Origin of the sequence: Acidovorax sp. ACV01 (assembly GCF_014851495.1) — a bacterium.
GTDB classification, from domain to species: Bacteria; Pseudomonadota; Gammaproteobacteria; order Burkholderiales; family Burkholderiaceae_C; genus Acidovorax; species Acidovorax radicis.
Genome location: NZ_JACUZT010000001.1, coordinates 500,156 through 523,622 on the forward strand (window position 1 = coordinate 500,156; position 23,467 = coordinate 523,622).

Consider the following 23,467-nt stretch of genomic DNA (forward strand, 5'->3'; position numbering starts at 1 on the left):
CTGGAACTACCGCCTGATCCGGCAGAAGCTGTTATGACATGAAGACCAACATACTCATCGGCATCGACCTGGGGTCGAGCAGCCTCAAAGCCCTGGCCCTGGAGGCCGCGACCGGCCGCACCGTGGCCCTGTCCCGCATGCCCCTGCTGCACAACCGCCTGCCTGGGGGCGGGTGCGAGGTGCCCGCCCCCGTGATCCGCTCGGCCCTGGCCACCGTGCTGCGCGACGTGTCGCACCAGCTGGGCAACCGCGTGGGCGATGTCCGCGCCATCGGCTGCACCGGGCACGGCGCGGGGCTGTACGCGCTGGGGACTGACCAGGAACTGGTGGGCGGCCGGGCCGTAGCCTCCACTGACCAGCGGGCCGACGCGCGGGCGCAGTCGCTGGCGCGCAGCCATGGCGAGCGGCTGCTGGCCGATGTCGGTTGCCAGCCCTGGCCGGGCCAGCCCACCGTGATTGCGGCCGAGCTGCTCGGCAGCGATGCGGTGCGCAGCGGCGCCGTGCAGCGCCTGATGTTCGCGAAGGACTACGTGGGCTTTCTGCTCACGGGCGAGATCGCCACCGATGCCAGCGATGCGAGCACGGCAGGGCTGCTTTCGCTGGCAACGGGTACCTGGTCATCGACGGCGTTTGCCGCCTCGGGCATTGCTGGCTTGTCATCGCAGGCTTTTGGGCCGCTGGTGCAAAGCGGCAAGCCCATCGGTACGGTACAACCCCTCGCGGCCGCGGCGCACGGCCTGCCCGCGGGCATCCCCGTGGCCATGGGCGCGATCGACCTGCTGGCCTCGATGACCGCCATCTGCGCCGAAGAACGCGGCCGCACGGTGTCGGTGCTGGGTACCTGGTGCGTCAACGCTGTCATCGGCCCGGTGATGGAGCCACAGCCCCGCGTGGCTGGCACCGTCAACTTCGGCCCCACCAACCGGCGCCTGTACATGGAGAACAGCCCCTCGTCGATGGCCAACATCGCCTGGCTGGCCGGTGTGCTGGGGCTGCCGGATGCGCGGGCGGTGGTCGACCTGGCGATGTCGGTGCCGCTGGGCGCGGGCGGACTGCGATTTTTGCCTTTCGTGAACGGCGGTGGCGGTGTCACCGCGGGGTTTGTCGGCCTCAAGAGCCACCACACGCGCGGCGACATGGCCCGCGCGGTGGTCGATGCCACGGCGGCGCTGCATGTGCGCCACACGGCGCGCCTGGCGGCGGCGGGGCTTGCGGTGTCGGAGTCCACCATCCTGGGTGGTGGCGCCAGCGACACGCGCCTGGTACGCCTGCTGGCCGGCCTGCTCGGGCGGCCGGTGGAGCGTTGCGCCGACGATGAGACCGGTGCGCGCGGCGCGGCGATCTACGCAGCGATGTCGCGCGGTATGGATACGGAGCCTTTGCGCGCGCCCTGCGACACGGTCGAACCCGATGCCCGCCAGGCGCGGGCCCATGCGGACTACAACGCTGCCTTCAACGAATTGATCGACACCATGGCGCCCGTGTTTGGCCACCGGGCGGGCAGCGCAGCCCCGCCGCCGTTGCCGCAGCCACAGCAAACACCACCGCAGCGCGCGGCGGCACCCTCGCCCAGCGTGGAGGTGTTGCCATGAACAGCGCCAGCAGCTTCTCCCCATCGCCCTTCGTGCGCCCGGCCGCCGTGGCGGGCCGGCATTTCTCGACCGTGATCGTCGGCGCCGGCGTCAACGGCGTGGGCGTGTTCCGAGATCTTTCTTTGCAGGGCGTGGACTGCCTCATCGTCGACAAGGGCGACTTCAGCGCCGGTGCCAGCAGCGCGCCTTCGCGCATGATCCACGGCGGCCTGCGCTATCTGGAGAGCGGCAGCTTCTCATTGGTGGCCGAGGCCACGCGCGAGCGCAACCTGCTGCTGCGCAACGCGCCGCATCTGGTACAGCCTTTAATGACCGTGGTGCCGCTATCGAGCTTTTTTGGCGGGTTGATGAGCAGCGCACTCAAGTTTTTGGGCCGCACACCGCCCCAGCGCACGCGCGGCTTGCTGGCGGTGGCCACGGGTCTGCGCCTGTACGACCTGCTGGGCCGGCGCCAGCGTGTGATGCCCAACCACCGCATCGGCCGCGTGCAGCCGGCGGACCGCCTGCTGTTTCGCGCGGCGGTGCGCTGGACGGCCACCTTCTTCGACGCCTGGATCAGCCACCCCGAATGGTTGGTGCTGGAGCTGATGCGCGACGCCTGCCGCGACGAGCCGCGTTCGGCCGCCACCAACCACTGCCGCGTGACGGGCTGTGCGGGCAAAACCATCACGCTGCGCGATGAGATCACGGGCGAGGTCGTGCAAGTCACCGCTGACAGCGTAGTGAATGCCAGCGGTGCGTGGCTGGACCGCAGCACCGCGCTGCTCGGCGGCGCCGTGCCGCGCGTGATGGGCACCAAGGGCTCGCACCTGGTGCTCGACCACCCGGCGCTGCGCGACGCGCTTTGTGGGCGCATGGCGTACTTCGAAGCGCTCGACGGGCGCGTGTGCATCGTCTACCCGTTCCTCGGCCGTGTGCTGGTCGGTTCCACCGACATCCCCGTGGACGACCCGGACCAGATCACCACCGAACCGGCCGAGGTGGACTACCTGCTCGAGGTGCTGGGCGAGGTGTTTCCCAACCTGGCCTTCGGCCGCCGCGACGTGGTCTACACCTATGTGGGCGTGCGGCCGCTGGCGCGCTCGGACGCCGACAAGCCGGGACAGATCTCGCGCGACCATTCGGTGGTGATCGACCCTCCCTCGCCATTGCGCGATATCCCGGTCGTGGGTCTGGTGGGGGGCAAGTGGACCACCTTTCGCGCGCTGGCCGAGGAGGCAACCGACGAGGTGCTGCGCCTGCTGGGGCGCGGGCGCACGGCTTCGACCCGGCAGCTGCCCATTGGCGGTGGAACGGACATGCCGCAGGGTGCGGAAGCAACGGAGCGCTTCATCGACCGTATCGCCCAGGATTCCGGCCTGGGCCGTGTCCGCGCCCAGGCACTGCTGCGCCGCTACGGCACCCAGGCCTTGCGCATGGCCCAGCATTTCAAGGTGGCCGGCGACGTGCCGCTGCAGCATGCACCCGACTACTCGGCGGCGGAGGTGGCCTGGCTGTGCACCGAAACCGGCGTAATCCACCTCGACGACCTGGTGATCCGGCGCACGCTGCAGGCCATTCGCGGCCTCGTCACGGACGCGGCACTGGCCGAAATGGCGGGCATCGCCGCACAGGCGCTGGGTTGGGATGCGGAGCGCGAACAGCAGGAACTGCACAATTGCACCACCGCACTGCGCGAGCGCCATGGCGTGCGCCTGGCCCCCGCAGTCCCCGATTCCGATGCAGCGCTGGCTTTCCATGCATCATTGACCAAGCACCCGGCCCTGAGCCCGACCTGACGTGAATTCACCGACCGAACTCCAGCCCCTGCTCGACCGCAACTCCGAATCGCCCCTGTGGGCGCAGTTCCGCGATGCCCTGCGCCTGCAGATACTGCAGGGCGAACTGGCCATTGGGGCCAAGCTGCCCTCCGAAGCGGAGCTGGGCGAGCAGTTCGGCATCTCGCGCATCGTGGTACGCGAGGCGCTGGCCGACCTGGTGCGCAACAACCTGATCTACAAGATCAAGGGCCGCGGCGCGTTTGTTGCGGCGCGCGAGCGCGACGAGGATTTCGTCTCCACCGTGCTCGGCTTCTCCGACGAAATGGAGCGCAAGGGCCGCTCGGTACGCACCCAGGTCCTCGTGCAACAGCTGCGTGACCCCACACCACAGGAGATCAGCGCGCTGGGGCTCACGGACGACACCCAGGTGGTCGCGCTCAAGCGGCTGCGCAGCGTCGACGGTGAACTGCGCCTGCTGGTGGAAACCGTGGTGCCCGCGGACCTCGCGCCCGGCCTGCACCGCATGCGCCTAGACGACCGCTCACTGTACGACGTGCTGCGCCGCCAGTACGGCGTGCGCCTGGTGCGCGCCGAGCGCTGGATCGACGCCGTGCTGCCCGACGCCGAGACTTGCGGGCTGCTGCAGCTCGAGGACCCCGAACCGCTGCTGCGCATAGAGTCCATCGCCTATGGCGCCAACGGCCGGCGCCTGGAGTATTACAACGCCTTGCACCGCTGCAAGTCGAGCCGCCTGCATGTGCAGACAACAACATAGGAGACTGTGCGGAGTTCATTTTTTAGCATCCCATGGCTGTGGCCGAAATTCCATGATCCGAAAATTTCAGTGCTCCATCGCGCTGTGTATCACCCGCAGCCCATGAAACCGGCGCGGCTGCTGTCGGACGCTACGGTGCAAAGACGGCCGTGTCGCTCTGGCGGCGTCTCCCTTCCTGCTGCGAGAGAAGTCATCCCATGCGAATGATGGCCTTGGTTATGGGTGCAATAGCTCTGGCATGTCTTGGCGCTGCCCTTTGGCTGCTCGCCGCAGCCGCTGGGCTCTACTGGGGGCCTGAGTACGCTCCTGGTTCCGCTGGCATGCCTGGCTACAAGGCTGCAGGTGTGGAGGCCGATGGAGGTGGAATCTTCTTTCCAGGCTTTCTTGTCCTTGCAGTCGGTGTTTTTCTGGGCAAGTTCGCGCTCAATCTGTGGCGCAGGCCCTAGGCTTGTTGAGGGCCGCCCCGGCAGGCTGCGGCTTTGAAGGCATCAAATCGTGATCGAGAAAAGAGGGCTGAAAACACCCCTATGATCGCGCCGAACAAATCCGGGTTCGCCATGCCAACGATTGCCTTGTCCCATCCTCCTATTACGCAGCTACTGAATGCCTGGTCCGAAGGGAAGGACCAGGCGTTGGAGAAGCTGGTCCCGCTGGTCTACGCAGACCTGAAACGCATCGCCCAGTTTCACATGCGGGGAGAACGCGACGACCATGTGCTGCAGAGGACCGCACTGGTGCACGAGGCCTTCATGCGACTGGGCGAGCAACGCGGCAATGCGTGGTCCTCGCGCAGCCAATTTTTTGGCTGGATGTCCACGTTGATGCGGCGCATTCTTGTGGACCATGCCCGGAGCCGCGATGCGATGAAGCGTGGCTTCGGCGCCACGGACAAGAGCCTGGATTCCATGCAGGAGGAATCGCCCGATGAAATGCTGACTTGCCCCTCGGGCGACCAGTGGCAAAGCCTGCTGCACCTCGACCAGGCGCTGGTGCGCCTGGAGCAACTGGATGCACGGCAGGGCCGGGTGGTGGAATTGCGTTTCTTTGGTGGTTTGTCGGTGGAGCAGACCGCCGAGGCGCTGAAAGTGTCCGAGGCCACGGTCAAGCGGGAGTGGTCTACAGCGCGCGCCTGGCTGCTGCGTGAACTGAAGCCGTGACTGGTGTGGCGGAGCGGGGTACTGCAGCGCAAGCATTGCGCTGGCAGCGCATGAAGGTCATCCTGGCCGACGCGCTGGAGCTGCCTGCCGAGCAACAGCAGGCGTTTTTGCAGCGGCACGCAGGTGATGCCGAAGAACTTCTGGAGCTGCAGGCCCTGAGTGCCGCAGGCCATGCGGAGAGCCGACTTCTCGATGCCGGATCCGGCGTGTTCCTGGCGGAGGCAGTGGCTGCCCGGTTCGGGGTCGGTTGGTTGGGGCGCGAGGTAGGCCGGTACCGTCTCGTCGAACTGATTGCCCGCGGAGGGATGGGGCAGGTGTATCGCGCAGAGCATCTGGACGGCTACCCGAGCCCGGATGTAGCCGTCAAGCTGATGCGAGACGGGCTGGTGGACGGGGCCTTGGCATCGCGCTTTCTGGCAGAGCGCCAGATACTGGCCAGGCTCGAACACCCCCATCTGGCACGACTGCTGGACGGCGGTGTTGCCGACGGCGTGCCGTACCTGGTGATGGAGTTGGTTCAGGGGGTGCCGATTGATGTCTATTGCAGGCATCACGAATTGACGCTGGTCCAGAGAATCGAACTGTTCAGGACTCTGTGCCATGCCGTGCACTATGCGCATGGACAAGGTGTCGTCCATCGGGATTTGAAGCCGGACAACGTGCTGGTCACCGATCAAGGGGATGTCAAGCTGGTCGATTTCGGTATCGCCAAAAACCTGGGCGATCCACTTGTGGCAGGCACGGCCACCACGGTACGGGTCATGACCCTGGCATGTGCCAGCCCTGAGCAAGTGCGAGGCCAGAAAATCACGCCTGCCAGTGATGTGTATTCGCTCGGTGTACTCCTGTACCAGTTGCTGACGGGGCGGACTCCTTATCGGCTGGATGACTGCGCCGACGATCTGGAGGTGCGCAAGGCGATCTGCGAGACCCCGCCCCTTCGTCCCAGCCTGGCCACCGCCGGTGCCGTTCGCCGAGCGCTCAAAGGGAGTCTGGATGTGATGGTAATGAAGGCGCTGAGCAAAGAACCTGCGCAACGCCATGCGAGCGCGCAAGTGCTCTCCGAGGATTTGCGTCGCTATATGGAAAGCCTGCTGGCGGGGGCACAGCGACAGAGGCTTGGGCGTACGGCCAGCTTTACCCATCGCAACCCCCGGATGTGGGCAGGGGCATGGGTGGCAGCCGTTCTGATGGGACTTGGGGGGCTGTGGTGGGGTTGGCATGCCTGGTCTGAGGCAACCCGCAAGGCAAGCGTGGAGATGCAGTTGCTCACCAGTGCCCGCAACGGGCTCGAAGCGGTACTGGTGCGGATGGAGGCAGGGCAAGAGCCATTGGGCTCTGCCCAAGGGCAGCAGGCGCTGGTCCGGATGGCCCTGGACCAAGTGAGTGGGCTGGCAGCGAAGGCCACTGGTGCCGACGCTGCATTGCATGCCGAGTTGGGGCGTTCCCATCTGCGCATTGCGCGGGTGCAGGGCGGACCGCAGGGCGTGCATCTGGATGACCGTGTTGGTGCGATGCGAAGTTATGGTGCAGCGGTTGCGGCGGTGGATCGCGCCGTGCACCTGGGTTTGACTGGGAAAGCGCTGCGCCAGGCTCGCCATTCCAGAGCCGCAGCCCGCGGCGCATGGGCGCGCCTGTTGGCACAGGAGGGCCGGCCGCTGGAAGCACGGGTGCTGGCTGGCCAGGCCTTGGTCGAGGCGCGGGAGGTCAGCCAGGAAGATCCTGGCTCCTGGGAGGGGCGCTGGTTATTGGCCAGCACGCAGTTGGATATGGCTCACACCCTCAGCCTGAAAGAAGAGGGGCCAGCGATGGAGGATGCCCTTCAATCTTCTCGGGACCTGCTGGAGTTGATGCATGAGGAGCGTCCTTCAGATGGGATGGTGGCCCAGGCGCTGGCGGACAACCACGTGCGGCGTGGCCAGCGTTTCTTGCACGCCGATCTGCCAGCCATACGCAGTGTGGAGCAGGCGGCAAGTGCTTTCGGAAAAGGACGCGGGCTGCTGGAAATCCTCCTGCAGGCACAACCGCGCAGTGTTCACCTGCAGCTGGACCTGGCGCTGGTACATCGCCACCTGGGCGAAGCACTTTGGCGGGCCGGGAGGAGTGCTGATGCCTTGGTAAGCGGCCAGCGTGCACGGGACTTACTGCACACCCTGTTGAAAGGTGCTCCAGACCAACGCCTGTTGCAGTTGCATTGGGCAGAGGCCTCTCAGTCGCTTGGAGAACTCCTGTTGGCTGCTGGGTCGGCCGACCGGGCGGTGCAGGCCTTGGCCCCAGCGGTCTTGGCCATGGACGCTCTGGAGCCGGGCCTTTCCGGCGATCGCAGGGGGCAGCTTCGGCATGCTTCCGCTCGTTATGCCTTGGGCAAGGCGCTGATGGAGCGGACCCCAGCGTCCGCCAATGCGCTTGCCGACCCCATCCCACCCGATTGGTCGCTGGCATGCAATCATTTTCGGCGGAGCCTTGAGCGGCTCCAACCCATGCTGCCACGCTGGACGGGGGATCCACTGCTGCCTGATGCCACACGTGTCCTTGAGATGCAACAAGTGCTTCACACATGCCCGAGCGCGTGAAACCTGTGCGTATGCTGGACAAGCCGCACTCCGTACTGCGGGGGGCTTTCCAGGCGCTGCTGTGCTCCTTGCTGCTCTTGTGCGCGACGGCGTCACTGGCAAGTGCTCAGGCGGATCGTGCGTCCATTGGATCATCCCCTGTCTTCCCGCCGCTGGGGGTGGAGCGCGGGGGGTCCCGCAAGGCCTGGGCCGCTGCGGCGGCATTGTCACGCGGTGTCAACCTGGCTGTCTTTGCGGCCCCGCGCGAGGGCGACTGGGGACTGCGCATGGACGAGCAGTGGATCGAGACGCTCGCCAAAGCCGGCTTTCGCAGCGTGCGCCTCTCCGTGCGCTGGAGCAACCATGCTTCTGCAGGGCCGCAAGCTGTTCTCGACGAGGCGTTTGCCCGGCGCATTGACCGTGTGGTGGAAGCCTTGCTGGCCCACGATTTGCGGGTCGTGATGAACATGAGCTTCTACAGCCAGCTCAACGGCTGGGCCTTGCACGAAGGGGAAACCCCCGTGGCTGCGGCCGTTGTCCGCACACGCTTCGTCAATATCTGGAGGCAGCTGGCACAGCGCCATGCCCATCGCTCCGACCGCTTGCTGTTCGAGTTGTACAACGCACCGCAGGGAGATGCGCAGGAGTGGAACCGCCTGGCTGCAGTGACCGTGGCCGTGATCCGGCAAAGCAATCCCAGCCGGATCATTGTCATCGCACCCATGCGTAACGATGCTGCGAATCTGCCGTACCTGTCATTGCCCCGTGATGCCCACCTGATGGTCACGATCCACAACCGCGAACCGCAGACGTTCACAAGCCAGGGCTCTCCCTGGTTTGCAGGTTCCGAGGAATGGCTGGGAACCCCGTGCTGCAACGAGCGGCAGCGCCTGGAGCTGGCGCGCAACCTGGATCGCGCCAAAGCATGGTCCGACGTGCACCGCTATCCCGTCTGGCTTGGGTCTTTCGGTGCGGCCAGTACGGCGCCCATGGACTCGCGGGCCCGCTATCTTCGCCAGATGCGCGACGCGGCGGAAGCCCGTGGCATGTCCTGGTCGCATGCAGATTTTGCAGCCAACTTCAATGTGCAGGATCCACCCCTGGACTCGGGTATCTACGACGTGGTGAAGCGCCAATGGCATCGCTCCCTGCTGGATGCGCTGCTGGGGCCTTGAACATGGTCCTGATTCCTTCTTCCTGGGCACGCTGGGGTTTTTTGCTGGCGATGCTTTGGTGTGGGGTCGGGCACGCACAAGCACCACTGCCTTCCGGCCCGCCGCCGTATCCGCTGGGGACGCAGTCGGGTGCTTCGCGGCAGGCATGGGTGGCAGCAGCCGCCTTGTCGCGGGGAATCAGGCTCGACGCCGCGCTGGAAACCTCCACCTCGCTTTCGGAGAGCAGTTCCACCGCCGAGACGATTGCCAGGGCCGGGTTCCGGACGGTGCGGTTGACGGTGCCGCAGTCCTCGCTGCATGCAGCCTGGATGGTGGAATCCAGCCAGGAATCGCGTCTCGCCTTGCTGGACGAAACCATCGAAGCGCTGCTCGCACGGGGGCTGCACGTGGTGCTCGGCGTGCAGGATGGTGGCACGGAGCACGCAGGCAGCCCGCAGATGCGGGAAGAGAGCTTGTCAGCCGCACAGGCCAGGCATCGCCAGTCCGTGCTGATCTGGCAGCACCTGGCCCGGCGCTATGCCAGCCGTCCCCAGCGATTGTTGTTTGAAGTCTCCTTCGCGCAGGGCGCTGCCAGCACGCTGAAAAACAGGCAAGCAACGTCACTCTTGAAAGCCATTCGCAAGAGCAATCCAACGCGGGTCCTGGTGCTGGGCTGGGCCGATGCCATTGGCCTGCCCCAGTTGGAGGTACCGGGCGACAGGCACCTCATTGTGGGCATCACCCATGTCGAGCCGTTTCGTTTCACCCGCCAAGGGGTTCCCGGTATCTCCGGGGCTGAGCAGTGGCGTGGAACGACCTGCTGCAGCGCCCAGGAATTGCAGTTGATGGCTTTGCCACTGGATATTGCAAAAACCTGGTCACTGGAAAACAGGTACCCCGTATGGGTGCGGGATTTTGTGTCCTACCAGGACATCCCTGTCGAACTTCGTGCTCGCCACGCCCGCCTGGTGCGCCAGGCCGCCGAGGAGCGCGGGTTTTCCTGGGTGTATGGAGATTTTTCTGCTGGTTTCGGTATCTACGAAACGGCTTCCCATGTGTGGAAAATGCCGCTGCTTCAGGCGCTGCTAGGGCCATAGGGCTTGGAGGTGTGGGCAGCACCAACAGGTGTTCTTCTATTTTGGGACGACAGCCAGCGGCGCGCGCCCAAAAAAACAGGCTCCCACATGGGAGCCCGTTTTTATGCATGCAATCGTCGTTGCACGTCGTGTGTGGGGAAACACTTCCACATGGTGGCGGCATCCACGACCGTGAAATGCCACCGCCACGGGAAGGCCCGCATTCTTTACATGGCGCTGAATTCGCCCGAAGGGATCTGGCCCGTGCGCAGGGCTTCAGCAGCCTGGGCACGCACCGCAGCACGGTCAGCGGTGGACTTGTAAGTCACCACACGCGAGCCAGCAGGTTCAATGGAGCGGGTCTGTGCCACGGTAGTGGCTTCAGCAGCCACTTCAGCGCGGGTGCGGTTCGTGTCGAACTTGGTGGCAAATTGCGAAGCATCGGCTTCGTCAGCCTGGGCACCGAAAGAAGCGAAAGCGGCAACGGCGGCGATAGAGAGGAAACGTGCAGTCTTGTTCATGGTGAAACTCCAGTGAAATTCAAAAAATGGGGACGAGGTACTTGGGAATACGAAAACGTGTGAACCGTGGATTCAACAAGAATCAACCACGCTCACCCGAAGGGATCTGGCCGGTGCGCACGGCATCCGCAGCCTGGCTGCGCACAGCAGCGCGGTCAGCGGTGGACTTGTAAGTCACCACACGCGAGCCAGCAGGCTCAATGGAGCGGGTCTGTGCCACGGTAGCGGCTTCAGCAGCCACTTCAGCGCGGGTGCGGTTCGTGTCGAACTTGGTGGCGAACTGCGAAGCATCGGCTTCGTCAGCCTGGGCACCGAAAGAAGCGAAAGCGGCAACGGCGGCGATGGAGAGGAAACGTGCGGTGTTGTTCATGATGAAAATCCTTGAAGTTAAAAAAGCGTCTCAAAAAAACCGGAACAAAGAGCGAGAGAGGAAAGCTGCTTCAAACCGGGTTCGGTGAGTCGCCTTGCGGGTTCGGCTCATCGATGGGTTGAACTGTACGCGGGTGGAAGCGGAAGAAAAACCACCGGGTCGCAAACTAACTGTTCCAGTATTGGAAACAATCTTCTCGGCGATCTTTAGGGTTTACCCAAATAAAAATGGCAAACCGGGGCCTGGGGCATCTTTTGCATCCGATGAATGGGGCGTTTATCAGAAATAGTGCTCAATCGTTTTGGAAATGACCAGCACAGGTAAATGCCTGATCTTTGAGTCCTTGGCCTGGGTGATCAGTGGGCTGTTGCCGAGGTCTTGATCTGGCTCAAGGCTGCGTATGTGTCTGGCATTTTTCGTGGATGCTTCGAAGGGGAACGTCATATAGTCCAAGGTAAGCTTTTGTGTTTCCTGCATGACAGATCCTCTTGTGCCCGCGGGCATCGACGTTGCGGACAGCCCCCACTACTTGCGTGCGTTGACCGATATGGCTGACCAGCGCACCGTGGTCGCTGACGCAGCCATTTACACCGACAACGGCATCAAGCTGGTTGAAAAAGGCGCACGCATTGACAGCCGGCTGTACGACCGCCTGGTGCAGCACAAGCTGCGCGAGCCCATTGACCGCCATCTGTCCATCGAGAATCCCGTAGACGTACCCGCTTTGTTGGCGGCAGGGCAGGCCATGAGCGAGCAGGAAGTGCTGTTCAATCTGCTGGCAGAAGCGTTGGGTTCTGCAGCCCGGCTGCTGGCGCCGCTGCGTTCGCTGCCCTTGCCTTCATCCATGGCCTGCAAGCTCACCGTGATGCGCGACCAGCGGCCCGAGCTTTTTCAGCACAGCCTCCAGATGATGGCCGTGGCCGTGTTTCTGGGCATCAAGAGCGGACTGGCGGAGCGCGATTGCGCCAACCTCGCCGCTGCGGCCTTGCTGCATGACCTGGGTGTGCTGCACATGGACCCGGCCTGGATCGATCCCGACCACAAGGTGGTTGGTGCGCAGCGCAAGCATCTGGTGGCACACCCCATCACCGCCATGCTCATGATTCGCGATACCCAGGTCTACCCCAAGGCCGTTGAGGTCGCTGTGCTGGAGCATCACGAGCGCATGGATGGAAGCGGCTACCCGCGTGGCCTGGCAGGTGCCGATATCTCCGCCCTGGGACGTATCTTGCTGCTGGCCGAGGTGGTGGCTGCGTTCTACGAAAAATACGAAGACATGCCCGCGCAGCGCCTGTCGCTGGTGCTGCGGCTGAACCACCGCAAGTTCCCTGCGGCCCTGGTGGCGCACATCCTGCCCCTGCTGCAGGAAGAGGTCGCCCGGGAGTCCGCCCTCATGCCGCTGGGCAACGACGCCTCGCGCCAGATCGACTTGCTGGCCGAAGCTTTTGAATGCTGGGACCAGCTCAAGGTCGCACTGCCCCCCGAAACCAGCGCCAAGGCACTGCCGGGAAGCGCCTTTGTATTCCTCGACGCGCGGCTGTTGGCTCTGCAAAAGGCCTTGCTGGAGGCCGGCTCACATCCCCGGCAGCAGGGCGAGCTCATGGCCCAGTTGCAGGGTGATGCCATCGGCATGGCCGAAGTGGCGCTGGTGGGGAGAGAAGCGCTGTGGCAACTGCAAAGCATCCTGAATGCCAGCCATCGCCGCTGGCCGCAACTGGCAGACCGCGCCACGCCGGCAGATGCGGCAGTGGCGGATTGGTGTGATTGGGCCGTTCGGAGGCTTTGAAGAGAGTGGTCAGCCCACTACGTTTCGCCGCGAGAGTCGATGGCGCGTCGCCCAACCAGCCATGAGCACCACCAGAATCAGCAGCCCCCATTCAGAGAGCGTGGGAATGGATGCGGGTGGCGCGATGCCGATGTGGACCGTGAATGAATCCGCTGTCGGGCCCGTGCCCCAGGTCCAGAGATAGGTGCCCGGTGTGAGTCCCAGACTGGCGAGTGAGGTCGCAGTCCAGGTGGCCGAGGACGTCAGCGCAGAGCCCGAGACGTAGCCTGTCGGGGCGAAGACAAAACCGGGCCCTGTGCTGTCCAGGCCCACCATGTTGCCAGATCCTGCATCCGCCCCGACAGGGCCTCCGCCTCCGAACGCTGGCGGGCCGGATATCCCCAGGTAGGCGTCCACGGTACCTGCCGTGCCGGTGAAGACCAACCCAGCCGAGGCAATGACTCCGGGGAACAGAGGCCCGCTGCCCGCAGGCGAGAGGGCCCCCAGATTCATGCTCCCGTTGCCACTGGCGACCACATTGCCACCGCTTTCAAAAAAGTAGAGCGTATAGGCTGCGAACGTGTTGCCGGACAGGAGCAGCAACAGGGCGACTGCTGCCGATTGGATTGTTTTCATTCAACGGACCCTCTCTTTTTTTGTCCGGCCCATTGTAGGGAGCGTGGCGTGCATTGGCCCAGATTTATATGGCCGGGGATGCACCGCTGTGCAAAGCCTCTCACCCCAAAGTCTTCCTCGCCAGGTACCCCATGGCTTCAAAATACTGGTTATATTTACAGTATTCAAATCGTTCTCCTCTTTGTCTTCACCATGTCTGCGCCACGCCACTCCCTGCGGGTTGTCGCGTCCGATCTGCCATTCGCCGTGCCCGGTGTCTGGCATGCGGACGCATTGGGTGCGGGCCAGCAGTCGGCGCAGTCCACGGGCTATGGTCCTCTGGATGCGCAGTTGCCTGGCGGGGGCTGGCCGGTCGGGGCGCTGAACGAGGTGCTGCAGCCCGTGGCGGGCCTGCACGAATGGCAGTTGGTGCTGCCCGCCCTGGTGCAGGCCACGGCCCGGCGCTCGGGTGCGGTGGTGGTGGTCGCGCCGCCTTGTGAGCCTTTTGGACCCGCGCTGCAGGCCCAGGGGCTGGCGGCCGACCGGCTGTGTGTGGTGCGGGCCGATGCCGCCACCGCACTGTGGGCTGCAGAACAGGCGCTGCGCTGCCGGGAGGTGCTGGCCGTGATGGCCTGGCTGCCGCAGGTGCAGCCCGCAGCCCTGCGCAGGCTGCAACTGGCAGCAGCACAGCAACGGCAACTGCTGTGGGTGTTTCGCCCGGCCAGTGCTGCGCACCAGGCCTCACCAGCCTTGCTGCGGCTGCAGGTGCTGGGGATGGCCATGCCGGGAGGTGTATCCACATTCCCCGGTATGCAGGTGCACATCCTCAAGCGCCGGGGGCCGCCCCTGGCGCAGGGTCTGGATCTGCCGGGTTGCCATTCCCGGTTGGCCCAGGTGCTGGCGGCACAGGCCGAGCGCCGACGCTCAGCGCAGGTGGTGGCCAGCACTTTCCCCGCAGCCAAGGCCCCCGGGGTGTTAGCCATGCGCCCACCGCTGGGGGCGCTGGGGGAGCTGGCTATAAGGCCAGAGGGGAGGGGGCATGCACTGGATCGCGCTGCCATGGCCCTGGTGCGATGAGTCTTCACTGCCGCCCGGGGCGTCGGTGCAAGCTGCCGCGGCAGGCTGGTGGGCTTTGCGCTTTACCCCGCGTGTGGCACTGGTGGATGCAGAGGCCGTGCTGCTGGAGGTGTCCTCCACCGAGCGGCTGTGGGGTGGGCGCGAGGTGCTGCTGGCCCAGGTGCTGCAGGCCTGGGCCGAGGCATCTGCCAGGGGCATGGACCCCACAGCTACCCAGGGCGCAGTCGAACGTGGGCCTGCAGGAGCAGGGTTGGTGGCGGGCGCCCAACCGCCTGGCGCGCCGGTGGCTTGGGGCAGTGGCCCCACAGCCCTGGTGGCGCACGCCCGGCTGCGGATGGCCTTGGCGGGGCATGCGCTTTCTGCGCAGGGGCCGCTGGGCCTGCCCCTGCACACGCTGACGGCCGTGCGCCCGCATGTGGCCAGCCTGGAGCGCATGGGCTGCCGCACCTGGGGGGCATTGCGGGCGCTGCCGCGCGCCGGGGTGTCGCGGCGTTTTGGTGCGGCGGTGCTTCGGGTGCTGGACCAGGCCCTGGGGGATGCCCCCGAGGCCCACGCCTGGGTGGAGCTGCCTGAGCAGTTTGTGCTGACGGGCGAGCTGCCGGCGCTGGCAGAGTCGGCCGATGCCTTGCTCTGGAGTACCAGCCGCTGCCTTTGCGCCCTGCAAGGCTGGCTGCAAGCGCGGCAGCAGGGCGTGCTGGGCCTGGAACTGGCCTGGCGCCACGACCTGCGGCGCATCGATGGCGTGGACATCGCCCCCACGCAAGCGCTGCAGGTTCGCACGGCCCAGGCCACGCAGGACATGGGGCACCTGCGGCGCCTGCTGTCTGAGAACCTAGCACGCACCACGCTGGCCGCGCCAGCCAACCAGATCACGCTGCGCCTGCTGGAGGCGGCACCACTTCCACACCGCAGCGCGAGCCTGCTGCCGCCCGATGATCTTGGCGGTGGTGATCCCACCGGCGTTCAGGGTGAGGCCTTGCACCAGCTGCTGGAGCGCCTGTCAGCCCGCCTGGGGACTGACCATGTGCAGGCCCCGGTGCTGCAGGCCGACCACCGCCCCGAATGCATGCAGCAATGGCGCCCTGCGGCCGAGGTGCTGCGTCTCACGGCAGCGGTGACAAAGCACGCTGCAGCCCGGAATGCCCTCACCAGCGTTTCTGACAGGCTCCTCGATGCGGCCCCCGATGCCCTGCTGCTGCCCACCTGGCTGCTGAACCCGCCCCGGCGGCTGGCCGTGCAGGGCAACCGCCCCTGCCACCATGGCCTGCTGCGCCTGCTCGCCGGGCCCCACCGCTTCGAGGCAGGCTGGTGGTCTGCGGCCGAGGAGGGCGCAGGCCCAGCCCCCGGTGGGGGGGCGCTGGCCTTGCGCGACTACTTTGTGGCGCACAACGACGTCGCGGGGCTGGTGTGGGTGTTCCGCGAGCGGCTGGCGCCGGAGCCAGCCGGGTCTGATGGCCCCCCAGCCGCCGTGCGGCCCCATCGCTGGTTCCTGCATGGGGTGTTTGGGTGATGCCAGCGGAGCTTTTATGGGGCTGATACCGTCCTCTGCATCTTCCGCATCTTCTGCAACTGCCTTGGCGGGGCGTTCCACGGCGGCCCCGCCTGGGCGGCCGACTCCAGCCGTACTGCCGGGCTATGCCGAGCTGCACTGCCTGTCCAACTTCAGCTTCCAGCGGGGGGCATCGCACCCCCAAGAACTCGTGGAGCGCGCACTGGCGTTGGGCTACCAGGCCCTGGCGCTGACGGACGAATGCTCGGTGGCAGGCGTGGTACGCGCCTGGGAAGCGGCCCTGGAATGCGGCTTGCACCTCATCGTGGGCAGCGAGTTTGTGTGGGGCGATCTGCGGGTGGTGGTGCTGGCGCGGGATGCCGAGGGCTGGGGCAATCTGTGCGAGTTCATCACCGCTGCCCGCGCGGCCGCACCCAAGGGGCAGTACCACGTGGGCGCGGCCAGCCCATGGGGGACCTTGAAGGGGTGCGAATTGTTGCTGTCCCCATGTCGGCATGGCTTTGATGCTTCTGATTTGATAGCTGTTAGCGCTTGTCTATCAAGCGCTAGGGGCCAATTTGACTCATATTTTGACGGCCACCTCTGGCTGGCGGTCGAGCTGCACCTGGCCCCGGACGACAGCCTGTGGCTGGCCACGCTGCAGCGTGCGGGCACGGCGCTGGGCTTGCCACTGGTGGCAGCGGGTGATGTGCACATGCACGCCCGTTCGCGCAAGCCGCTGCAGGACGTGATCACCGCCGTGCGCCTGGGCTGCAGCGTGGGTGAATGTGGTTTTGCGCTGCAGCCCAATGCCGAGCGCCACCTGCGCCGGCGCGTGCGGCTGGCGGGCATCTACCCGCCCGAGTTGCTGGACGCCACGCTCACGGTGGCGGGGCGCTGCACTTTCCGCCTGGATGAAATCAAGTACCAGTACCCGCTGGAGACGGTGCCCGCCGGCATGACACCCGCACAGGCCCTGGCCTGGCTGGTGGATGTGGGCGTGCAGGGCGAATACCCGCAAGGCGCGCCAGAGAAGGTGTGGGTGCAGATCCGCAAAGAGCTGGATCTGATCGCACACTGCCAGTACGAGATGTACTTCCTCACGGTGCATGACATCGTGCGCTACGCACGCAGCCAGAACATCCTGTGCCAGGGCCGTGGCTCGGCTGCGAATTCGGTGGTCTGCTACATGCTGGGCATCACGGCCGTCCCGCCCGAGAACACCAACCTGCTGTTCGAGCGCTTCATCAGCAAAGAGCGCAAAGAGCCGCCCGACATTGACGTGGACTTCGAGCACGACCGGCGCGAGGAGGTCATCCAGTACATCTACGAAAAATACGGCCGCGAGCGCGCCGCCATCGCTGCGGTGGTCACCACCTACCGCACGCGCAGTGCCCTGCGCGATGTGGGCAAGGCACTGGGTGTGGCGCCGGCCTTGGTCGATGCCTTTGCCAAGGACCACCACTGGTTTGACGAACAGTTCGCCACGGACCGGCTGCAGGAACTGGCTGAAAGCCTGGGCGCACCGCTGCACCGGCACACGGCCACGCTGTGGCTGGAACTGGCGGCGGACCTGAAAGGCTTTCCGCGCCACCTGAGCCAGCATGTGGGCGGTTTTGTGCTCACGCAGGGCAAGCTCACGCGCCTGGTGCCGGTGGAGCCCGCGAGCATGGAGGATCGTTCCGTCATCCAGTGGGACAAGGATGACCTGGACACCATGGGCTTGCTCAAGGTCGATGTGCTGGCCCTGGGCATGCTCAGTGCCTTGCGCCGCTGCCTGGATCTGCGCGATGCCTTGCGCGGTGAGCGCTGGGACCTCAAGGGCATTCCGCCCGAAGACCCTGCCACCTACGACATGATCTGCGCCGCCGACACTGTGGGCGTGTTCCAGATCGAGAGCCGCGCGCAGATGAGCATGCTGCCGCGCCTGCGGCCCCGCAAGTTCTACGATCTGGTGGTGGAGGTGGCCATCGTGCGGCCCGGGCCTATCCAGGGTGGCATGGTGCATCCTTATCTGAAGGCGCGAGAGGTCGAGCGGCAGATGCGCAGTGCGGGCAGCACGGAGCCTTTTCCGTTGGAGTACCCGGAGCTGCGCAACGCACTCGAACGCACGCTGGGTGTGCCTATCTTCCAGGAACAGGTGATGCAGATCTCCATCGATGCCGCCGGTTTCACGCCGGGCCAAGCCGATGACCTGCGCCGCTCAATGGCGGCCTGGAAGCGCAAAGGGGGCGTGCACCGGTTTGAAAAGCCGTTGAAAGACGGCATGGTCGCCCATGGTTATGCCGCCGAATTCGCCGACCGTATCTTCCAGCAGATGTTGGGCTTCGGCGAATACGGCTTTCCTGAAAGCCACGCCCACAGCTTTGCATTGCTGGCCTATGCCAGCAGCTGGCTCAAATGCCACGAGCCCGCGTGTTTTCTGGCGGCGCTGCTCAACTCGCTGCCCATGGGCTTTTACACCGCCTCGCAACTGGTGCAGGATGCGCGCCGCCACGGCGTGCGCGTGCTGCCCATCGACGTGACCCTCAGCCACCACGATTGCACGCTGGAAGGCCCGGCTGAATACCTGCGGCCTGCCAAGGGGTTGCCCACGCCACTGCTACCGCAGCCTGCCGTGCGCCTGGGCCTGCGGCTGGTGGGCAGCCTGCAGGAAGAGGCTGCCAAACGCCTAGTGCAAGTCCGCGTCGCAGGCCCTGGCTTTGCCAATACCGAAGACCTGGCCCTGCGTGCCCACCTGAGCCAGCAAGACCTGCAGGCCCTGGCCGCTGCCGATGCCTTGGCCAGCCTTTCGGGCCACCGGCGCCAACAGATGTGGGACGCTGCCGCGCAGCACACCGCACCCGCGTTGCTGCGCGATGTGCCCGTGCACGAAGCGCCGCTTGCCTTGCCAGCCGCGCCCGAAGGGGAGGAAATCCTGTTCGACTACGCCGCCACCGGTCTCACCCTGCGCCGCCACCCGCTGTCCCTGCTGCGCCCGCGCCTGGACCGCTGGCGCCTGCAGACCGCCCTGCAGTTGAACACCGTGCCCCACGGCCGCAAGGTGCGCGCCTGCGGCATCGTCACCGTGCGCCAGCGCCCCGGTACCGCCAAAGGCACGATGTTCGTCACGCTGGAAGACGAGACGGGCCCCGTCAACGTGATCGTGTGGCCTGCGCTGGTGGACACTTGGCGCAATGCGCTGCTGCGCTCACAGCTGCTGGCGGTGGAAGGCATGTGGCAGTGCAGCGCGCCGGAGGGGGGGGATGCCACCCCCGGTCGCACCCCATCGCCTCCCTCAGAGAACCCGGTGCCGACGGTGGTCCGCCACCTGGTGGCCCAGCGTTTCAAGGACCTCACCCCGCTGCTTGGGCGCATGGCCCAGGCACTGCAGGGCAGCCGGGACTTTCATTGAAGGCAAGTGGCAACCCCCTGAGCGGCTACGCTGGTTGTCTGCGATGTGTGCGAAGCGCTGCGAAACAAGGTGTTGAGATCAGAGGCCTGACTCCAGCGGCTACCGCTCGCGCAGATAAGCGTGGGGGTCGATGAAAAACGCTTTTTTGTAGCCCTGCGTTGCGCCATCCACCTTCCACGGTGCGGGCAGCATGCGCACGATCGAATAGTGCAGGTGAGGCGGTTTGCCCTGCGCGTTGCCGCTGGCGCCCAGCGTGCCAATCGCCTCACCAGACGCCACGAAGGACAGGGCCCCGGTTCGGATCGAGTCCAGGTGCGCAAAGTAATGCAGCCGCCAGCGCGGCCCGAGCACCAGCACCACCTTGCCGCCTTTGGCGATCTCCCCTGTAAACAGCACGACGCCGTCCGTGGTGCTCAGCACCGGCATGCCCGCCTGGCCAAAGATGTCGATGCCCTTGTGCACACCCGAGCTGCCCCAGGGCTCGAACCAGAAGGACTGGGGGTGCCAGTCCTTCGCCGATGCCCCGGCCACAGGGATCTGGATACGCTCCGGAAGCAGCAGGCCCGCCACGAGCGCCGCCAGCAGGGTGAGGCCCAGAATCTTTGCAATTTTCATGAACGCGATTATTCCGCGCCCCCAACGTTGTAGCCGATACCGATCAGCGCGAAGGGGCTGTCTTGCTGGCGGCCTGCCGCGCGGGCTGCGAGGCCGTGCCGGCTGCCCCCTGTACGCCGGGCTTGACAGGCTGCTGGGCCAGGTTCAGCAGCGGCTTGCAATGGGTGTCGTCGTCCGCTGCAGGCACGGTGATGGGTACCAGGGCCAGCGCGGCGGGAGCCACCACGGCGGCTACCACCGCAGCGCCCGCGCGCAGCAGCAGCGGGCCGGCTTCGACGCCCACATCCGGGTTGCCAAACGTGCCCCTCACATACAGGGGTGAACGCAGCGAAAAGAACTTCCATTGCAATGACTCGGGCTTGATGCGCAGGTCCAGGGCCTCGGTCCCCAGGTCGATGGTGCCCGTGGCCTCCACCACGGCATCGTCGGTGCTCATCTTCACGATGCGTGTGGTGGCCAGGCCGTCCACCACGGTGAAGTCCGCCACCGCGCAGCGCAGGTGCACTTCCTTGTTTTCGCCAAAGAGCTTGCCCACAATGATGCTGCCCACGTTGAGGGCGGCCAGGTCCAGCATCTGCTTGCTCAGCGTGCCCTCGCGCACATACAGGCGCATCTCGCCCGTGCCGTGGCCCAGCAGCCCGGCCATGCTGTTGCCGGTGCTCTCCAGGGCGATGGCTCCGTCCATGCGTCCAAGGCTCTTCTTCATGAGCTGCACCTTGGGGAACAGCGCAGACAGTTGCAAGCCCTGCACGGTGCCGCGTATCTGCGCCTTGAGGGGGGCTGTGCGTCCATCGATGGTGACCTGCGATTCGATCTTGCCGTCTGCCACGCCAAACGTGAGGGGCGCCAGCCTGAGCTGCGCGTTCTCCATCACAGCGCGCGTGCTCAAGTCCTGCAGCGGCAGGCTCTCGGGGCGGATGATGTGGCGGCCCTTGAACACGATGTCCATGTCCATGGCATTCCAACGCTCAGCCGCAAATTGCGAGTCTGGCAGCACCTTGCCGCCCTGGCTGCGGCTGCGTGGTGTGTTGCCGGACTGGCGGGTGCCCAGCGTCGGCCCCAGGTCTGCCAGGCGCAGCTGGTTGGATGTCATGGTGCCGGTGAGCCGGGGGCGTGGTTTGCCCGAGGTGTATTTCAGCGACCCCTGCAGATCACTCTGGCCCACCTTGCCGCGAAAATCGCTGTACTCCCACACCGCGCGTTCGGGCGCCAGGCTGCCGGTCAGCCGTCCGCGTGTTTCGAACGCCGGGGTATTGGGCAGCACCAGCCCGGTCAGGTCGTACAGGTCGGCCATGCTGCCGCCTTTGAGGAACACCTGAAAATCCAGCCCCGAGAGCGCCCCGGGGTTGGCCAGCACCCCCTCGGCCGAGAGTGCCACGCTGCCTGCGCTGGCATCGATCTGCAGCGGGTAATTCACCACCTTGTTGCGCAGGCTGATCACCTGGCCCGCTCGTCCCCGTCCCTCGATCCGGGCCTGGGCATAGCGGCCTTGCAGTTCAAAGCGCAGGCCATAGGGTGTGGCCTCTGTGGCGGCGACTGCAGGTGGTGTTGCAGCCTGATCGGCCGCACTGGCCGGGGCCCTTGCGACCGCACTTGCAGGGGCAACGGGCCCCGTCGTGTCAATACGCGCCTTAAGGTCCAGGTCTTTGAGGGCGTCGGCATAGGCCAGCACTCCCTGGTGCACCACCAGCTGGTCTACATCAACGCTCCACCCGCTCCTGGGTCCGTCCTTGCGCTCAAAGGTCCAGTTGTTGGTGCCATCGGCCGTGCGGGCCAGCGCCACCTGGGGGTCGATGAGTGCTACCGTGTCGATCGACAGGTGCCGCCCCAGAAGGGGCAGCAGGCGCACCGTGGCAGTGGCGCTGCCAATGCGGGCCATGCTGGAGGCATCAGGCAGATCCGCTTTGCCCTTGGAAGGTGCTTTGCCATCGGCGCGCTGAAATGGCGGCGCAAACCCCACGGGGTGATCCATCACCAGGCGCTCGGCCTTGACCGTCACGCCGGGTATCCATCGGTGCCATCCTTCTTCCAGGGGTTGGGGCCAGCGCCACGCTGCCGACAAGTCGCCCTCAATGGCAAAGTGCCGGCCCGTGGCTTCGCTGACTTTGTCGTTGACCCAGGGTTTTGCGCGGTTCCAGTCGATCACGGCCAGCAAGGCGCCGAGGACCAGCAGCAACACCGCCACCAGCCCCAGAGCCATCAGCACCCACCGTGCACAACGTTGCCCAACGCCCGGGGCAGGCACGGTGTGGCCGATGGTCGCGGCAGCGCTCGGCAGATCGGCAGAAGGCGGGGCAGGTGGTGATGGCATGAAAGGCGAATGGGTTATGGCCGCGTTCCGCAGAACGATTCGTTGCACGGGGAATGCGTGGGTGCAGCGTTGGCTCACGCGGCACAGGGCCTCTTGGGTTCATGCTAGCCCGCATCGGCGTGCGATGTGGCGGTGTAGCAGCAACTGCCGCCCTTGTCCTACAGGGCGATACCCGCGCCAGCGCGCCCTAAAATCCGCGCAATATGCACAACCCCCGCCATGCCCACGCCCCGCCCATGCGCGATGGCGTGGGGCCCAGCTGCGTGGTGCTGCCCACCCACGGGCACGGCAGCATGCTGGATTTTCTGGCGCAGCGTCTGCCGGTGGTCACCCGCGACGAATGGTTGCAACGCATGGAGGCGGGCGACGTGGTGGACGAACGTGGCGAACCCGTGGCGCCTGGGCGCCCGTTTGAAGGCAGCCTGCGGGTGTACTACTACCGCAGCCTGCCTGCCGAACCCGTCTTGCCGTTCGCAGAAACGGTGCTGTACCAGGACGAGCATCTCGTGGTGGCTGACAAGCCCCATTTCATGCCGGTAACACCGTCCGGCCGCTATCTGCACAACACACTGCTGGTGCGCCTCAAGCGTCATCTGGGGCTACCAGAACTGTCGCCTTTGCATCGCATTGACCGGGATACGGCGGGGCTGGTGCTGCTGTCGGTGCAGCAGCGCACACGCGGGGCCTACCAGGCCTTATTCCGCGACCGCCAGATCACCAAACATTACGACGCGATAGCGCCCTGGCGCGAAGACCTTCTGTTTCCGCGCGAGCACCTCAGCCGTTTGGAGGAAAGCCCGCAGTTCTTCCGCATGCAGGAAGTACCTGGCGAACCCAACAGCCACACGCAGATGCACGTGCTGCAGGTGGCCAGCGCAGGCGATTGGGCGCGTTATCGCCTGTCGCCCGTCACGGGCAAGCGCCACCAGTTGCGCGTGCATATGGCGGCCCTGGGGCTGCCGCTGCGCAACGACCCGTTCTATCCGGTCGTGAACGATCCGCCTGAAGGAGATTATTCGCGGCCGCTGCAGCTTTTGGCGCGGTCGCTGGAGTTCATGGACCCTGTCACGCGCGAACCCCGCGCGTTTGAGAGCGCGCAGCGGCTCGATTTGCCGGCTTAGGCCACATCACCGCTGTTGGCGCATGCCCGCCCATTCCGGGAGTCCCTTGCGCGGGCAGGGCATTGGGTGGAATTTTGGTTTTGAACACAGATAAGGTAACTTGGTTACCCATTCTGGGCAGAG

General features: G+C 65.6%; 18 protein-coding genes. 12 read left to right on the forward strand and 6 right to left on the reverse strand.

Annotation, left to right across the window (positions count from 1 at the left end):
- Window positions 1-38: 38 nt before the first annotated feature.
- The 7 genes from IB243_RS02330 to IB243_RS02360 all read left to right on the forward strand — a co-directional run bounded on the left by IB243_RS02330 (window position 39) and on the right by IB243_RS02360 (window position 10,087).
- Window positions 39-1,592 carry an FGGY family carbohydrate kinase gene (locus tag IB243_RS02330; protein WP_192424712.1) on the forward strand — a complete coding sequence of 518 codons (1,554 nt, stop codon included), beginning with the start codon at window positions 39-41 and terminating at the stop codon, window positions 1,590-1,592.
- The gene (locus IB243_RS02335) at window positions 1,589-3,370 is read left to right on the forward strand and encodes a glycerol-3-phosphate dehydrogenase/oxidase (protein WP_192424714.1); all 1,782 of its coding nucleotides are present in this window, start codon (window positions 1,589-1,591) and stop codon (window positions 3,368-3,370) included. Before IB243_RS02330 ends, IB243_RS02335 begins: the two co-directional genes overlap by 4 nt.
- Before the next feature lies 1 nt (window position 3,371).
- Window positions 3,372-4,127, forward strand: coding sequence for a GntR family transcriptional regulator (locus IB243_RS02340; RefSeq protein ID WP_057224118.1), 756 nt, complete (start codon window positions 3,372-3,374; stop codon window positions 4,125-4,127).
- 527 nt (window positions 4,128-4,654) lie between these two features.
- Window positions 4,655-5,284, forward strand: coding sequence for a sigma-70 family RNA polymerase sigma factor (locus tag IB243_RS02345; protein WP_225584668.1), 630 nt, complete (start codon window positions 4,655-4,657; stop codon window positions 5,282-5,284).
- A gap of 50 nt (window positions 5,285-5,334) precedes the next feature.
- Window positions 5,335-7,857, forward strand: coding sequence for a serine/threonine-protein kinase (locus IB243_RS02350; RefSeq protein WP_192424716.1), 2,523 nt, complete (start codon window positions 5,335-5,337; stop codon window positions 7,855-7,857).
- Window positions 7,854-9,011: a cellulase family glycosylhydrolase gene (locus tag IB243_RS02355; RefSeq protein ID WP_192424717.1), complete on the forward strand. Its 1,158-nt coding sequence runs from the start codon at window positions 7,854-7,856 to the stop codon at window positions 9,009-9,011. The genes IB243_RS02350 and IB243_RS02355 overlap by 4 nt, the downstream gene beginning before the upstream one ends.
- A gap of 2 nt (window positions 9,012-9,013) precedes the next feature.
- Window positions 9,014-10,087 carry a glycoside hydrolase family 5 protein gene (locus IB243_RS02360; protein WP_192424718.1) on the forward strand — a complete coding sequence of 358 codons (1,074 nt, stop codon included), beginning with the start codon at window positions 9,014-9,016 and terminating at the stop codon, window positions 10,085-10,087.
- 206 nt (window positions 10,088-10,293) lie between these two features.
- Here IB243_RS02360 and IB243_RS02365 read toward each other — a convergent pair whose 3' ends face one another.
- The 3 genes from IB243_RS02365 to IB243_RS02375 all read right to left on the reverse strand — a co-directional run bounded on the left by IB243_RS02365 (window position 10,294) and on the right by IB243_RS02375 (window position 11,434).
- A complete protein-coding gene (locus IB243_RS02365; protein WP_192424719.1) occupies window positions 10,294-10,587 on the reverse strand; it encodes a DUF4148 domain-containing protein in 294 nt (97 codons plus the stop codon).
- Window positions 10,588-10,669: 82 nt separating this feature from the next.
- Window positions 10,670-10,957: a hypothetical protein gene (locus IB243_RS02370; protein ID WP_010465399.1), complete on the reverse strand. Its 288-nt coding sequence runs from the start codon at window positions 10,955-10,957 to the stop codon at window positions 10,670-10,672.
- Window positions 10,958-11,236: 279 nt separating this feature from the next.
- Window positions 11,237-11,434 carry a hypothetical protein gene (locus IB243_RS02375; RefSeq protein WP_192424720.1) on the reverse strand — a complete coding sequence of 66 codons (198 nt, stop codon included), beginning with the start codon at window positions 11,432-11,434 and terminating at the stop codon, window positions 11,237-11,239.
- Between IB243_RS02375 and IB243_RS02380 the strand changes: the two genes are divergently transcribed.
- Window positions 11,433-12,743 carry an HD-GYP domain-containing protein gene (locus tag IB243_RS02380; RefSeq protein WP_192424722.1) on the forward strand — a complete coding sequence of 437 codons (1,311 nt, stop codon included), beginning with the start codon at window positions 11,433-11,435 and terminating at the stop codon, window positions 12,741-12,743. The two genes, IB243_RS02375 and IB243_RS02380, sit on opposite strands and share 2 nt — an antisense overlap.
- A gap of 9 nt (window positions 12,744-12,752) precedes the next feature.
- Here IB243_RS02380 and IB243_RS02385 read toward each other — a convergent pair whose 3' ends face one another.
- Window positions 12,753-13,358, reverse strand: a complete 606-nt coding sequence (locus tag IB243_RS02385; RefSeq protein WP_192424724.1) for an IPTL-CTERM sorting domain-containing protein — start codon at window positions 13,356-13,358, stop codon at window positions 12,753-12,755.
- A 192-nt stretch (window positions 13,359-13,550) separates the two neighbouring features.
- On the opposite strand from IB243_RS02385, the gene imuA reads away from it, so the two are divergent.
- Genes imuA through IB243_RS02400 form a run of 3 tightly spaced genes read left to right on the forward strand, consistent with a single transcriptional unit; the run spans window position 13,551 to window position 19,297 of the window.
- The gene (gene imuA, locus IB243_RS02390; RefSeq protein ID WP_192424726.1) at window positions 13,551-14,414 is read left to right on the forward strand and encodes a translesion DNA synthesis-associated protein ImuA; all 864 of its coding nucleotides are present in this window, start codon (window positions 13,551-13,553) and stop codon (window positions 14,412-14,414) included.
- Window positions 14,377-15,924: a DNA polymerase Y family protein gene (locus IB243_RS02395; protein ID WP_192424728.1), complete on the forward strand. Its 1,548-nt coding sequence runs from the start codon at window positions 14,377-14,379 to the stop codon at window positions 15,922-15,924. Before imuA ends, IB243_RS02395 begins: the two co-directional genes overlap by 38 nt.
- A gap of 16 nt (window positions 15,925-15,940) precedes the next feature.
- Window positions 15,941-19,297, forward strand: a complete 3,357-nt coding sequence (locus IB243_RS02400) for an error-prone DNA polymerase (RefSeq protein ID WP_370540296.1) — start codon at window positions 15,941-15,943, stop codon at window positions 19,295-19,297.
- Between the two features lie 99 nt (window positions 19,298-19,396).
- On the opposite strand, the gene IB243_RS02405 is transcribed toward IB243_RS02400, so the two are convergent.
- A complete protein-coding gene (locus IB243_RS02405; protein ID WP_192424732.1) occupies window positions 19,397-19,912 on the reverse strand; it encodes a M23 family metallopeptidase in 516 nt (171 codons plus the stop codon).
- 43 nt (window positions 19,913-19,955) lie between these two features.
- Window positions 19,956-22,223 carry an AsmA family protein gene (locus tag IB243_RS02410; RefSeq protein WP_370540297.1) on the reverse strand — a complete coding sequence of 756 codons (2,268 nt, stop codon included), beginning with the start codon at window positions 22,221-22,223 and terminating at the stop codon, window positions 19,956-19,958.
- 203 nt (window positions 22,224-22,426) lie between these two features.
- On the opposite strand from IB243_RS02410, the gene IB243_RS02415 reads away from it, so the two are divergent.
- Window positions 22,427-23,344 carry a pseudouridine synthase gene (locus IB243_RS02415; RefSeq protein WP_192424734.1) on the forward strand — a complete coding sequence of 306 codons (918 nt, stop codon included), beginning with the start codon at window positions 22,427-22,429 and terminating at the stop codon, window positions 23,342-23,344.
- Window positions 23,345-23,467: the final 123 nt, after the last annotated feature.

Bases quoted from the DNA above. Each gene is read 5' to 3' on its own strand.
- imuA (WP_192424726.1), top strand. From the start codon at position 13,551: ATGTCTGCGCCACGCCACTCCCTGCGGGTTGTCGCGTCCGATCTGCCA.
- IB243_RS02405 (WP_192424732.1), bottom strand. From the start codon at position 19,912: ATGAAAATTGCAAAGATTCTGGGCCTCACCCTGCTGGCGGCGCTCGTG.
- IB243_RS02345 (WP_225584668.1), top strand. From the start codon at position 4,655: ATGATCGCGCCGAACAAATCCGGGTTCGCCATGCCAACGATTGCCTTG.
- IB243_RS02370 (WP_010465399.1), bottom strand. From the start codon at position 10,957: ATGAACAACACCGCACGTTTCCTCTCCATCGCCGCCGTTGCCGCTTTC.
- IB243_RS02375 (WP_192424720.1), bottom strand. From the start codon at position 11,434: ATGCAGGAAACACAAAAGCTTACCTTGGACTATATGACGTTCCCCTTC.
- IB243_RS02395 (WP_192424728.1), top strand. From the start codon at position 14,377: ATGCACTGGATCGCGCTGCCATGGCCCTGGTGCGATGAGTCTTCACTG.
- IB243_RS02335 (WP_192424714.1), top strand. From the start codon at position 1,589: ATGAACAGCGCCAGCAGCTTCTCCCCATCGCCCTTCGTGCGCCCGGCC.
- IB243_RS02400 (WP_370540296.1), top strand. From the start codon at position 15,941: ATGGGGCTGATACCGTCCTCTGCATCTTCCGCATCTTCTGCAACTGCC.
- IB243_RS02360 (WP_192424718.1), top strand. From the start codon at position 9,014: ATGGTCCTGATTCCTTCTTCCTGGGCACGCTGGGGTTTTTTGCTGGCG.
- IB243_RS02350 (WP_192424716.1), top strand. From the start codon at position 5,335: ATGAAGGTCATCCTGGCCGACGCGCTGGAGCTGCCTGCCGAGCAACAG.
- IB243_RS02385 (WP_192424724.1), bottom strand. From the start codon at position 13,358: ATGAAAACAATCCAATCGGCAGCAGTCGCCCTGTTGCTGCTCCTGTCC.
- IB243_RS02380 (WP_192424722.1), top strand. From the start codon at position 11,433: ATGACAGATCCTCTTGTGCCCGCGGGCATCGACGTTGCGGACAGCCCC.
- IB243_RS02410 (WP_370540297.1), bottom strand. From the start codon at position 22,223: ATGCCATCACCACCTGCCCCGCCTTCTGCCGATCTGCCGAGCGCTGCC.
- IB243_RS02330 (WP_192424712.1), top strand. From the start codon at position 39: ATGAAGACCAACATACTCATCGGCATCGACCTGGGGTCGAGCAGCCTC.
- IB243_RS02415 (WP_192424734.1), top strand. From the start codon at position 22,427: ATGCACAACCCCCGCCATGCCCACGCCCCGCCCATGCGCGATGGCGTG.
- IB243_RS02365 (WP_192424719.1), bottom strand. From the start codon at position 10,587: ATGAACAAGACTGCACGTTTCCTCTCTATCGCCGCCGTTGCCGCTTTC.